The 12,998-nt window shown below is 33.4% G+C and carries 13 protein-coding genes; 7 read left to right on the top strand and 6 right to left on the bottom strand.

The window, feature by feature from the left end:
* Positions 1-2 precede the first annotated feature (2 nt).
* From OOL05_RS04875 to purE, 6 genes are all read right to left on the bottom strand, one after another.
* Positions 3-3,080 (bottom strand): collagen-like protein, encoded by a 3,078-nt coding sequence (locus tag OOL05_RS04875; RefSeq protein WP_264730033.1) that lies wholly within the window; start codon positions 3,078-3,080, stop codon positions 3-5.
* Between the two features lie 372 nt (positions 3,081-3,452).
* Positions 3,453-4,916 (bottom strand): DegQ family serine endoprotease, encoded by a 1,464-nt coding sequence (locus tag OOL05_RS04870; protein WP_264375972.1) that lies wholly within the window; start codon positions 4,914-4,916, stop codon positions 3,453-3,455.
* A 3-nt stretch (positions 4,917-4,919) separates the two neighbouring features.
* Positions 4,920-5,792, bottom strand: coding sequence for a protease modulator HflC (gene hflC / locus OOL05_RS04865; RefSeq protein WP_010407101.1), 873 nt, complete (start codon positions 5,790-5,792; stop codon positions 4,920-4,922).
* 2 nt (positions 5,793-5,794) lie between these two features.
* Complete coding sequence (gene hflK / locus OOL05_RS04860; RefSeq protein WP_264375971.1) at positions 5,795-6,820, bottom strand: FtsH protease activity modulator HflK; 1,026 nt, start codon at positions 6,818-6,820, stop codon at positions 5,795-5,797.
* A gap of 414 nt (positions 6,821-7,234) precedes the next feature.
* Positions 7,235-9,064: a DNA mismatch repair endonuclease MutL gene (gene mutL / locus OOL05_RS04855; protein ID WP_264375970.1), complete on the bottom strand. Its 1,830-nt coding sequence runs from the start codon at positions 9,062-9,064 to the stop codon at positions 7,235-7,237.
* Positions 9,064-9,564: a 5-(carboxyamino)imidazole ribonucleotide mutase gene (gene purE / locus OOL05_RS04850; RefSeq protein WP_007302433.1), complete on the bottom strand. Its 501-nt coding sequence runs from the start codon at positions 9,562-9,564 to the stop codon at positions 9,064-9,066. The genes mutL and purE overlap by 1 nt, the downstream gene beginning before the upstream one ends.
* An 826-nt stretch (positions 9,565-10,390) precedes the next feature.
* Between purE and OOL05_RS04845 the strand changes: the two genes are divergently transcribed.
* The 7 genes from OOL05_RS04845 to OOL05_RS04815 are packed head-to-tail and all read left to right on the top strand — an operon-like array spanning position 10,391 to position 12,941.
* Positions 10,391-10,687 (top strand): helix-turn-helix domain-containing protein, encoded by a 297-nt coding sequence (locus tag OOL05_RS04845; protein WP_064085421.1) that lies wholly within the window; start codon positions 10,391-10,393, stop codon positions 10,685-10,687.
* A 60-nt stretch (positions 10,688-10,747) separates the two neighbouring features.
* Entirely contained in the window at positions 10,748-11,140 is a 393-nt protein-coding gene (gene rpoZ / locus OOL05_RS04840; protein WP_264682592.1) for a DNA-directed RNA polymerase subunit omega, read from the top strand.
* A 29-nt stretch (positions 11,141-11,169) separates the two neighbouring features.
* Entirely contained in the window at positions 11,170-11,415 is a 246-nt protein-coding gene (locus OOL05_RS04835) for a monovalent cation/H+ antiporter complex subunit F (RefSeq protein ID WP_010404268.1), read from the top strand.
* Positions 11,416-11,421: 6 nt separating this feature from the next.
* Positions 11,422-11,694 carry a monovalent cation/H(+) antiporter subunit G gene (gene mnhG / locus OOL05_RS04830; RefSeq protein ID WP_264730030.1) on the top strand — a complete coding sequence of 91 codons (273 nt, stop codon included), beginning with the start codon at positions 11,422-11,424 and terminating at the stop codon, positions 11,692-11,694.
* 11 nt (positions 11,695-11,705) lie between these two features.
* Positions 11,706-12,230 carry a DUF4040 domain-containing protein gene (locus OOL05_RS04825; protein WP_010404272.1) on the top strand — a complete coding sequence of 175 codons (525 nt, stop codon included), beginning with the start codon at positions 11,706-11,708 and terminating at the stop codon, positions 12,228-12,230.
* Positions 12,223-12,642, top strand: coding sequence for a Na(+)/H(+) antiporter subunit B (locus OOL05_RS04820; RefSeq protein ID WP_264730028.1), 420 nt, complete (start codon positions 12,223-12,225; stop codon positions 12,640-12,642). The genes OOL05_RS04825 and OOL05_RS04820 overlap by 8 nt, the downstream gene beginning before the upstream one ends.
* The gene (locus OOL05_RS04815; RefSeq protein ID WP_010404276.1) at positions 12,639-12,941 is read left to right on the top strand and encodes a cation:proton antiporter subunit C; all 303 of its coding nucleotides are present in this window, start codon (positions 12,639-12,641) and stop codon (positions 12,939-12,941) included. Before OOL05_RS04820 ends, OOL05_RS04815 begins: the two co-directional genes overlap by 4 nt.
* Positions 12,942-12,998 lie beyond the last annotated feature (57 nt).

Genomic DNA, 12,998 nt, shown 5'->3' with positions numbered 1-12,998 from the left:
TATTACCTTAAATAACCAACAACTTGCTGATTAATGGCACTGAGGCTACTAGGAGGAGTAACATAACTCATAAAACTCCTTGGCTGCTCATTATCTGCCACTATTTTTTCAGTATTAACGAAAGCTCTTTGCTGCTCATTTAATCTTTTTTCCATATGATCTTTAAAAATAGCCAAACATTTACCGGTTTGTTTGTAATTAGGGAATGATTTTTTCGCAGTTACACACAAGAACTTCAACAACTCGTTATGATTTTCATCATTAAGTAATGACTTATTGATAATGGTTGACTGCAGTTCCATTGGATCAAAATTTAGACTTCTCTTTGAAATGCCACATTTCACAGCTGTTGCTCCTAATACTTCTTCAAATTGTATTACAATATCTGCTGCATTTATTATTTTTGCTACTTCCTGTATTTCATTTTTTACTTTATATTCATCCTGTCCTACCGCAGGGTAAAAGAAATTTATTACTTGAGATATAAATGAAGTTGGTCTGCTTGCTCCGCTTGTCACTGATGATTTTTTAATTTCCCTCCTTCTTCTACGTGCACCACAAATTTGATCTGCTGGATTTGTTCTACAAAATATATCTTTTGTTTTACTATAGAGCGCCTCTGTGTCTCTTTGCGATCGCAAAGCTTGAGTGTTAAAACTTTTAGCATTTTTTGTAAAAATAGCTGTTTTATTGTGCAGTTCTTCGACTTTGTTTGCAAAACCTTCTGAAGCATTTTTAGCTGCCTCTGCTGCTTTTTTAGCATCCAGAGTTTCATTTTTTGCTTTTCTTATCTCACGTAAAAACTGATCAGCTAATGTAGCACCTATTCCATCTATACCTGGCTCACCTTTTATGCCTTGAGGACCAATATCTCCTTTTAATCCGTCTATACCGGGCTCACCCTTGTTGCCTGTAAGACCTTGTGTACCATTGAAGCCCCTCATACCTGGCTCTCCTTTTGAACCTGGCAACCCATCTGATCCTTTAGGACCTTCTGGACCTTGCAATCCATTTGCACCTGGTTCTCCTTTGTCACCTTTAGAACCTATCTCTCCTTTCTCACCCATATCACCTTTTATTCCCATGGCTCCATCTAATCCTTTAGGACCAATATCTCCTTTTTCTCCCTTTGGACCTTGGACTTCTCCTGGATTTTTCCTTAGTTCTTCTGCAATGCTTTGTGTTAGCTCGGTATTATTTGCAAGGTTTTCTACTAATGTATGATTAGCATCACTTAGTAACACATCTGCTAGCTCTTCCATTCTGTTATCAGCTAATGCAATGGCTATTCCTGTTTGAATATCTTGATTACTAATAATTCTTCCTGCAACTTGCTTCTCTAATACTAAATCTCCGCCTTGGTCACGATATTCAAGCACCTGATTAGCAATAGTGCCATTATTAATTAATTTTTGTGCAACTTCTTCAGGACTTGCATCTCTACCTTTATCACCTTTAGACCCAGTATCTCCTTTGTCACCTTTAGAACCTATCTTTCCTTTCTCACCAATATCACCTTTTATTCCCATGGCTCCGTCTAATCCTTTAGGACCAATATCTCCCTTTGTTCCATTTATACCTGGCTCACCTTTTATGCCTGGCTCTCCCTTAGGACCTTGTGCACCTGGCAATCCATCTGTTCCGGTATCTCCTTTATCACCTTTAGAACCAGTATCTCCTCTCTCACCTTTTAGACCTTGAGAACCAGGCTCACCTTTCCAACCCCTTGGCCCACTCGTTCCACTTTCACCTCGCACACCTCTATCACCCTTTATACCTTTTGTTCCATCTATACCTGGCTTACCCTGAGAACCAGATTCTCCCTTGTTGCCTTTTGGACCCAAATGGCCTGGTTCACCTTTAGGACCACGTGCTCCAGTGCTACCTACAGAACCTTCTGGACCAGGAAAACCTCGGTCACCCTTATCACCTCTGGAACCTTGTTTACCGTGGAACCCCGGTTCACCGGGTGCACCGGTATAACCTAGTTCGCCCTTTTGTCCTGGAGGACCTTGTATACCTTGAGGAGCAGGCTCTCCATCGAAGCCTCTATCACCTTTTTGTCCCCTTTCACCTGGCTCACCTTTAGGACCTTGTACACCAGTACGTTCTAATCTGTCTATTCTGCGTTTTAAAAGTTCAATTTCTGTTTCTAAATTTATATGTTCTTGAATATTCACATCAACCTCCAAAAAGTTATCGAAATTTTCTAAGTTATAATAATAAGGATATGGACCTGGTCTATTGTCGTGCTCATACCCAAAAGAATTAGGGTTAAAATTATAAAAATTTTTGCATGTGCTATTTTCATACGATATGCAACCAACATAACTATTGCCTAACTTTTTTACTGCGAAATAGGTATCTTGTGCTTTCAAGCTCTCCATTTCATGAAAAGGGAATAACTGGAATGTATTGCTTATACGAGTAAATGCTGAAAGGATATTATTCAATATGCCAACTTTTTCACCAGTTAAATTATATACCTGATTATATACCTGAGCGCTCTTATATAATTTGTATATATTTCTTGATTCTTTAAACAAATAGTCTCCTATTTTTATTTTGAGTCTTCTATCAGGTGAACTTTTAAGATCTTCCAAAATAAGACTAACATTTTCGCTACTAATTATGTCTTTTGGATCTATTAAAACCTTCCTGTTTTCTAGCAGTTCATAATAAGTACTACAGCTTTCATGATTATATGTGTTAACATGTAAACCATTTGTGTAACCATAAGGCATATGATAAATAGTATCTATCATAGTATCTTTGCCATCATAGTAATAATAATAAGGTTGATCAGAGGTAGTAACTAAAGCGAATTTGTAATCATTTCCTACCCTTTCTAGCTTTAGTTGTAGCCCTTGAGATAAGTCGTTTAATATACTTCCCACGTCATGCTTCAAATCCCAAATTTGAAAACGCAGATCAATATTGTTGTCGATGATAATGTAAGATACACTAGGCAGGCTAAATGTTGTTTTGTTATTTAATCTTATTTGTGCAGGTATCCTACGACCAATTCTATTATTACAATCGTTTTGTGGAATATCTTCTTTTTCTAGTTTAAAACGCATCTCCACCTCCCTTTGCGATTAGATATAGTTAATTTATGGGTATTAATTATTGATTAATAATGATGATAAGTAAATATGATTATGCTTTATACTAATTTAGTTATAAACTAATTTGTGAAAGAAAGTTATTTTTTTACAACTGAGCATAAAAATGCTTTATATTATCGAATTTCTTACCACTCCAGCTCTTTCATCTTATAGATGATGATGTTCCAGTGCTTGATACTGAAATCTAGTTCTTCCATAATCTCGTTGGAAACGTTTTCAGTATAGGGATAAATTTTATTAATCTACAGAAAAGCCCTCACCCTTAGGGTAAAGAAGCTAGTTAAATTTGTCAAGCAATTTTTTCATGACCAGCTAGATAAATAGCTACTTCTTCAATTTGATTGAAGTAAAAAACTGGTTTCCATTGCGGTAAATAAGCAACATTACTGAATCTTTGCCGTCTTTTTTTACTGCTGAATCAATTTGTTTTTGAAAATCATTAGTATTTTCAATATCGATTCCATCTAGTTGGATAATTATATCACCTTTCTTAATAACACGTAGTGTAGAATTACTACTACTATCTACACTAGTAACTACTACACCCTTTGTGGGTGCATTTTTTTTTAGTTCTTTTGGCAAATTTGAAACGGTTAAACCACTTATATAACTAGATGTTGATTTATTTTCTTCTTGATTATTACCTGAATCATCATTTGTAGATTCCTCGATTGCAACCTTGATATTGACTTCTTTACCTTTTCTAAGTAACTTAACCTGTACTTTCTTTCCGGGCTCAGTTCGTGAAACCATATGAGGTAATTGCGTCATTCTATCAATTTTTTTGCCGTCAAACTCTAATAGTATATCACCTACTTTGATTCCTCCTTTCTCTGCAGGACTGCCCTTTACTACGCTTGCAACTAATGCACCTTTGATATCTTTTAAACTCAAGGATTCAGCAAATTCTTTTGTTATAGGCTGAACTTGCACGCCAAGCCAACCATGTTTTATTTTTTTACCACTTTTTAATGTGTCAATAATTGAAATAGCTAGATTAGATGGTATAGCAAAGCCTATACCCACGTTACCGCCAGACTCAGATGGGGAATAAATAGCAGTATTAATACCTATAACTTTTCCATTTAGATGAAATAGTGGTCCCCCTGAGTTACCTCTATTAATTGCAGCATCAGTTTGAATAAATTCATTCATAGTACCAATACTAATGTCTCTAGATCTTGCAGACACAATTCCTGTACTTACAGAGCCACCCAAACCAAAAGGGTTGCCTATTGCAATAACTGTATCACCAACTCTTGCTTTATCAGAATTACCAAATTCAACAAAAGGAAGATCTTTATCAGAATTAATCTTAAGCACAGCAAGATCAGTTTTTGCATCATAGCCTAAAACTTCTGCTTTGAAATAAGTATTATCGTTCATAGTAACTGTAATATCTTGGGCATTTTTAATAACGTGATAGTTGGTTACTATGGTTCCACTTTTATCTATAATAAATCCAGACCCAAGTAACGTCACTTCTCTATTAATGCTAGGAGCTCTATCGAAAAATTGATCAAAATGCTCGAAAAATTCTCTAAAGTCATCAAAGAAATTATTTCTTGGCGTAAAGGGAATTTTAGTTCTACTGTTATTTTCTTGCTTAACTATTTGCTCACTTGAAATATTTACAACTGCGGGAATAAGTTCTTCCACTATATCAGCAAGCCCTTTATTACAACTACATACAGGATCTGCAACTGTTTTTGCAAACAGATTAGCATATGAAGAAAATGAAATTAAAAAATATGCAAATATAGATAAAATAAATGCTTTACTTTTCATAAACTATTTCCATCCCTTGTTCAAAATATCTAAGAAATTATTATTTGGTGAAAGCACAAATTTAGTATTACCCTCAGCAAATGATTTACTGTAAGCTTTCATAGAGCGATAAAAGTTAAAAAACTCTTCATCAACCTTGAATGCCTCATTATAGATTCTAGTTGCTTCAGCATAACCACGGCCTCTTATTTCATGTGATTCTTTTACTGCACTAGAGACAATTCCCCTTTTTAATTTATCAGCTTTTGATCTAATTTCTTGTCCAGCTTGTTCTCCTTCTGCTCTAATTTCTTTTGCTTCCTTTTCTCTTTCAGTTTGCATGCGGCGGAATATTGCAGAACTATTTTCTTCTGGTAGATCTGCTCTCTTAATTCTTACATCTATTATCTCTATGCCAAATTTTCCAGCTTCAGAATAAACTCCACGTTGAATTAATTGCATAACTTCTGATCTCTTTTCATTCAACAAACTAATTAATGAAAATCTTCCTATATTCTCCCTTATGTGAGCTTCTATGACAGGATATAATCTTCTAACTAGCCCTGATTCATTTTTCACAGTTTGATAAAAAGTAATAGGATCTATTATTTTATATTTTGCATAAGCATCTACTATAATACGCTTTTGATCTGCAGTTATCACTTCCCTTGGAGTTTTATCAGGACTTAAATCTAAAATTCTCTTATCAAGAAATTCTACGTTATTTATAAATGGCAATTTAAAATATAAACCACTGTCCCTAACATCTTTTACGACTTTACCGAGTTGTATAACTATTGCTTGTTTTGTTTCTTGAACAACGAAGATTGAATTAGATAAGGCAATCAATAATACAACAAATATAAAAGCAAAAACAATTTTTATATTACTACTCATGGCTATTTTCCTAAATTTGTAAGAGGTAAATAAGAGAACATACCTTTCAGATCGTCTGTTATAACAAACTTATCTACCTTGCTGAAAATATTTTCCATAGTTTCAAGATAAATACGATTCTTAACAAGAGAAGGATTTTGTCTATATTCTTCGTAAAGAGATAAAAAGCGATTTGCATTACCTTTTGCTTCATTTATTATTTCATTCTCGTATGCTTCTGCATCTAATTTTATCTTTATTGCTTCACCTTTTGCACGAGGTATAATATCATTACTGTAAGCGTATGCTTCGTTTATGGTACGCTCCTTATCTGCGCGAGCACTTTGTACATCCCTAAATGAGCTAATCACCTTTTCTGGTGGATCAATTTTTTTCATTTGAACGGATAAAATCTCTATACCCATTTGATATCCATCAAGAATCTGTTGCAATAAAATTATAGTATCTCTGGAAATTTCAGCCCTGCCTTGACCTTCGAGTGCAAAAGAGATCGTATTCTTACCTATTATTTCTCTCATAGCACTTTCAGCAGCATTTTTAACGCTAAAACCAGGTTTATAATCCCGCACTTTGAATAAATAATCTTTAGCATCCCTGACTCTCCATTGGACCTCAAAGTTAACGTTGACTATGTTCTCATCTCCGGTAAGCATCACTCCTTCACCACGATCTGTATCTCGCCCATAAGAGCTGCTTATCCCAATTTCTTCACGATTTACTTCTTTAACATTTACTTTAAAAACCTTACCAATAGGGTAGGGAAAGTGATAACGCAAACCAGATGTTTCTGTATTGGAATATTTGCCAAAAGTAAGTTCTATACCTTCCTCACTCGGATGGACAATATAGAAACCAGTACAAAGATAAAACAACAAAACAATAAAAATGATGAAATAAGGTTTTTTCCCTCTATTTCTGGTTAAGCCATTAAAAAAGCATCTTATATCAGACACAGCTTTACTTAAAATATCTTCATTACTTGAACCTGACGGTTTCTTTCCAAGATTCCAAGGATTACGCTCATCCATAAAAATTATTAATTGTATAACTAATACGCTGATATTACTTAATCTTATCAAAAAATGCAAAACTATTTTGTTTGCAGATTAATGATCGGAGTGAAGGATGTGATCATACACTTCCTTTTTCTCTATATGATATGGTCAATTCTACAGAATTTCTGGCTTTTTTTGAATTCTTTATTGTCGTTTTTGATAAGTATCTTTAGTTGTATATTAATTATTAACATAAAAGACAATGCCTGGGATTTAGGAAACTTAATTTTAATCAAGTAGCTGCATAATAAATCATCGTCAAGTAATAGAATGACATTATCTACTATACAAATTACCTGCAAATTGCAATGTTCGAACAATTGTGTATCTGAGTTTTGAGATGACGAAACTAGGGTTGTATAATCTATACACATTTGTGACAATTTCTTACCTTCGCTCAAATAACTTTTCAATATCGCTTAATTTCATTTCTATATAGGTTGGTCTTCCGTGATTGCATTGTCCAGAATATGGTGTTTTTTCTATTTGCCTCAACAACTCATTCATCTCCTCTAATTTCATCTTTCTACCTGCTCTAATTGATCCATGACAAGCAATTGTAGCTAGTATTTTATTTATTTTATCCTCTATAGGTAGAGTATCTTCTATTTCTATTAATCTATCCACTATATCAATTAGCATTTTCTTCACATCTATTGACCCTAAGATTGCAGGTATTTCTTTTACTATGATCGCATTTTCTGATTTAATTTCGATATCAAAGCCCATTTCGAAAAGCTTATCCTTATAAACTTCTATCATTTCCATACCGGCTTGACTTTTGATTTCAACCATTTCAGGCAAAAGAAGTTTTTGTCTTTTTATACTTGATTTCTCCTTTAAGCACTCGTATACTAGTCTTTCATGGGCTGCATGCTGATCTACTATAATTAGTTTGTCTCTTACCTCGGCAATAATATAAGTATTGTAGATTTGACAGTGTGCAAACCCAAGTGGATAGTCCCTTATTAGATCGGTTTGTTTCCTTTCCAAAATTGTAGTTTCTGCTCGTGGAGGAGATTTTTGCATACCAGTATAATCAAACGATTTTGAATGTTCTGATAAGCTTTTTCTCTCTATATTTGGAGAAGTAAATTCTCTCATTAACTGGTTTTCAAAAGGATCCGACCTTCTTCCATAAAATTCATTTTTAAGACTAGACCTACTAAAAGGATCTGATGATAGATGATTCGTTGTTGTTCCATTCTGGGCCAATACAGTTTCTGCAAGATCTATTCTCTTTGATAGCACTTTTATTAGCCCTCTTCTCACTATTTCATATATTAGCCTCTTGTTCTGAAACCTTACCTCTGATTTATTTGGATGCACATTTACATCAACTTGATCATACGGTATCTCTAAGTGCAGCGCTGCAAAAGGATATCTATTGCTTGGAATAAGGTCGTGATACGCATAACGAATTGCACCAATAAGTAGATTATCTTTAATTGGTCTACCATTAACAAATGTATAGATCTGAGTTGAATTGCTACGATTGACAGTAGGTTTACAGATGTATCCTGTAAGTCTAATGCCATCTTCTTCTTCACTAATTTGCAAAGAGTTTTCATGAAATTCTTCTTCTACTTCGCATAGCCTGCTAAATAATGAGTTCTGCTTAGCATACTTAAGAAGCTTCTTATTATCGGAGATAAGAGTAAACTCAATTCCATAATTGATCATTGCTAAGTTGTTTACAATATCAACAATGCTTTGTGTTTCTGCCCTTTCGGTTTTGAGAAATTTTAGTCTATTTGGTGTGGCAAAAAATAAATCTCGTACTTCAATATATGTTCCTATCGATAAAGGATAAGGAACAAGCTCTCCTATTTTTTCTCCCCCCTCATACCTTATAGACCATGCTTGATCTGCTTTGCTTGCCTTAGATGATAATTTTATTCTGCTTACTGCTGCAATTGAAGGCAAAGCTTCTCCTCTAAAGCCAAGATGCTTGATCTCTATCAATTCACTGTCACTCAATTTTGAAGTAGCATGGCGCATAAACGCAAGTTCTAAATCATCCTTTTTTACTCCGCTACCATCATCGATTACAGTAATGAGGTTACGCCCACCACTTTCTATCTTAATTTCTATCTCTGAGCTTCTGGCATCTATTGCATTTTCCACTAATTCCTTTACCACACTTGCAGGCCTTTCTATTACCTCTCCTGCTGCTATACGATTTATGGTTTTTGTATCTAAAAGAACTATTGCCATTATAATGTTGGTTTTTCTTTTACTGCTTTAGTTTGCCCCTCTCTCCATTTTTTTAATCTATCTGCAATTTCACTATTAGAAATCGACAATATAGATGCAGCAGTAATAGCGGCATTGCATGCTCCACTCTCTCCTATAGACATTGTTGCAACTGGAACACCTTTTGGCATCTGCACTATAGATAATAGACTATCTAGCCCATTTAATTGCTTGCTATGCACAGGAATACCGATAACAGGTAAATAAGTAAGCGATGCAGTCATACCAGGTAAATGAGCCGCTCCTCCTGCACCAGCTATAATAACCTTAAAGCCTTTTTCTTGAGCAGACTTAGTAAAATTAAAGAGTCTCTCTGGTGTTCTGTGTGCGGATATTATAAATACATCATGTGAAATTTCCAATTCTTTTAATAGGTTAATAGCATGCACCATAGTGCCATAATCCGACTCGCTTCCCATAATTACAGCAACATCCTTTTTCATTTTTTCTGTATTAGACATGATTTTATTTACTAACCAAATAGTATTTCAGAAGCAACAGATATTTAAATTAAATTACGAATATGATATAGCATTCTTATTAAATAGAAACTTTAAAAATTGAAATGAATCCCTATATTAAAATATAGAGGTATAAATTTCGGATATAAGGGTCTATTCATAATCTTTTTAGAAGCAAAGCGGTGGAAGCAAGAAGACGATTTGTAAGCTAGTATTGAATTTTGCTTATCACAATTGTCTACACTTTTCTATAAGAGTATTAGAGACTTACCTTTTGACAATACGGCAAAGATTTCTACAGTTACATCCTTTTATTTGTTTCTTTGCAATTACTTTTTTATATATGTTTCAAAACACTTTCTTTACTTCCGCTATGTTTTTTACTTCATTTATTAAAATAATCTTGCCATTTTGAAAACATTGTTGATTCACTGAAGCCACTTTTTAGGACCTGTAACACTATGTAAAATATATCCTAAATCTTCTTGATTTTGTTTCTTTCTACAGAACTCTACTCAGTTTTTCTCCTACTCATCTTGCTCTGTTTTCATAATTTACATACTCTATCTCCTGCTTTATTCCTTTCTTGAGATCATGTACAGTCTCTAAAACGAGTTTGTAAAATGATTATTTCTGTATTTTAAACTTTGCAATTTCAACTTATTCTCTTTAATAGTAAGTTTTTTTCAAAATAATAGTTTGAAATTACTAGTATTTTGATAAAAATTATAGTCAATTTAAAATTTTGAGTATCAGTATATCATTATAGTTATTGACAAATTATATAATATTTAATAAAGCTAGTTGGTATGTGAGAGTAAAAATTATGGAAACAATATCATTAAACAATCTGGATAGTGAAGCAATAAAAAAAAAATTGCTGAGCATAATAAGTAAAATTATAGGAAAAAATACTTGGACTCAAGCTTGTGCGGCTGAGAAACTTGGTATTGATCAACCAAAGGTGTCACAAATTAAAAGTGGTAAGACAAGTGGTTTTTCTTTAGAGAGACTGTTAGGTTTTTTGAAAAAGCTTGATCATGAAATAACAATTACAATAACAGAAAATCAATCAGTAAAAGCTAAAGAAGAAAAAGTAGAATGTAGAATTGGATCTCAATAGATCCGAAGTTGACATCTTATTTTTTGTGATATAGTATAAAGTTTATCAAGGTAGTATTTTATGATTGAGTCTATTGTAGAAAAGTGTGTAGAACAGGTACACAACCGTTTTAAATTGGTTCTGCTAGCAAGTCAAAGAACGCATGATTTGAGTACAGGGGCAAGCGATCCCGTTGAAATGGTTAAGTTTAAAGATCATAAGGATACGATAGTTTCTTTATATGAAATAGCAGAAAAGAAGGTGAATACTCATGAGTTGTTTAACCTTTTGGTGAAAAGGTGCAAGGAGCACATGAAAGGAAATACAGATAATACTTATATTAATAGTCCAAGTAAGCTAGCAAATTTGTTAAATTTTTCTGATCATCAACTTAACACAAGTCTGGATGTAAGTCAAGAAAGCCACGATGATGAAATAGATGATCAAGATAGTGGTGAAGAAGTACCGATTTAGAAATCTGCAGAGGTTATAATAGCTTATAAATGATTAGTATTGCTATCTATGCGCTTTTGTTCTGTATGAGTGTAATGTTATGTTGTATAGTATTTAGGTCAAGTGATGTATACAATAAGATTTTAGCATTCAATAGTTTATCAACACAAGTAGTTTTACTCATAACAGCAATATCGATTACTCTGAATGATTTTTTTTTAATTGATATAGCATTACTATATGCTAGCATCAGCTTTATATCAACTATAGCGCTAATGAGATTAATGTTGTTTTGATAATTTATGGTAGCATCCATTCTCATATTTTTAGGTGTTTGTTTAACATTCATTTCAAGCGTAGGAGTAGTAGTATTTCCTGATTTCTATACTAGACTACATGCTGCAGGTATTGCAGATTCTAGTGGCGCAATGTTGTTGTTGATTGGTTTTGCTTGGCAAAATGAATTTTCAATCAATACTATTAAAGTTATATTATTGATTTTTATAATATGGATAGCCAATTCAACTAACAGTTATATTTTAGCGCGTACTTATTATAAAAGTAAAGACTATTAAAGAAGGTTAAGATGCTAGAAATACTGAATCTAATATTACTTTTGCTGTTACTCACGGTTACAGTTTTTATAGTTCTTTCGAAACATTTGGTTGTAAGTGCTGTTCTAATGTGTGTATTTAGTTCACTTATTGCACTTATGTACTTGATTATGAATGCGCCAGATGTTGCAATTACTGAAGCTTCTGTTGGTGCAGGATTGAGCACAGTCTTTACGTTTGCAGCACTCTCTTTGGTAAAGAATTACAAAGCAAATTTATCTCATAGCCCCACAACACTTTTTTTTATGTTATTTTTGACTGCATGTTTATCATACTTTATGATTCAATTACCAGATTTTGGCAGTCATAATGCTCCAGTTCACTTGCACGTTGCTCCTTATTATGTAGAAAATACTGAAAAAGCTATTGGTATTCCTAATATAGTGACAGCTGTTTTAGCAAGCTTTCGTGGCTATGACACATTTGGAGAAACTATAGTAGTTTTTACTGCTGCACTTTGTATAATGTTAATATTAGAAGAGAAAGAAAGTGATTAAAGATCCGGTATTAAGTGCAGTAACATTTTTGATGATACCTTTTATCATTTTGTTTGGTTTATACATACAGTTTCATGGTGACTATACTCCAGGTGGAGGTTTTCAGGCGGGAATAATTATTGCTTCTGGGATAATATTATATTCTATGTTATTTGATATACCTACAACTTTAAAAGCAATACCTTACTCTATTATCAAATTTACTAACGTACTAGGTATTTTAACCTATGGAGGAGCTGGTATTATAACAGTTTTATTTGGCCAAAATTTTTTATCCTATAGTATATTGTCAGCTAATAGTAGAACAGGTCAAAAATTGGGTATTTTCTTAGTGGAGCTGGGTGTATTGCTTACCGTCTCTTCTTCCATGTTAATCATATATATAAATTTTGCTCGCAAGAAAAAACAATGACTCTATATAATTATGTAGGCATTACTATATTAATGGTGCTAGGTTTCTATATCATTGTAAATGATAAAAACTTAATAAAAAAAATGATGGGATTAAGTGTCTTACAAGCATCTGTTTTGTTGTTTTACATATCTTTAGGGTATGTAAAAAGTTCTTTACCTCCTATATTGACTTCAAATTTTCACTTATATACCAATCCTATACCTCACGTCTTAATGCTTACTGCTATAGTGGTTGGAATTGCAACATTTTCAGTTGGATTGTCCATAGTAGTAAGAATGGAGAGATTAGTTGATTAAGAAGAGTGTGAATAAATTGACAGTATCTTAAACTATATGAAGTAGCAAGTAACTATA

Origin of the sequence: Wolbachia endosymbiont (group B) of Episyrphus balteatus (genome assembly GCF_947250575.1) — a bacterium.
In the GTDB taxonomy this organism is placed as follows: Bacteria; Pseudomonadota; Alphaproteobacteria; order Rickettsiales; family Anaplasmataceae; genus Wolbachia.
Note: the sequence above shows the minus strand (reverse complement) of the source record. Positions and strands in the feature narration are given on the sequence as shown.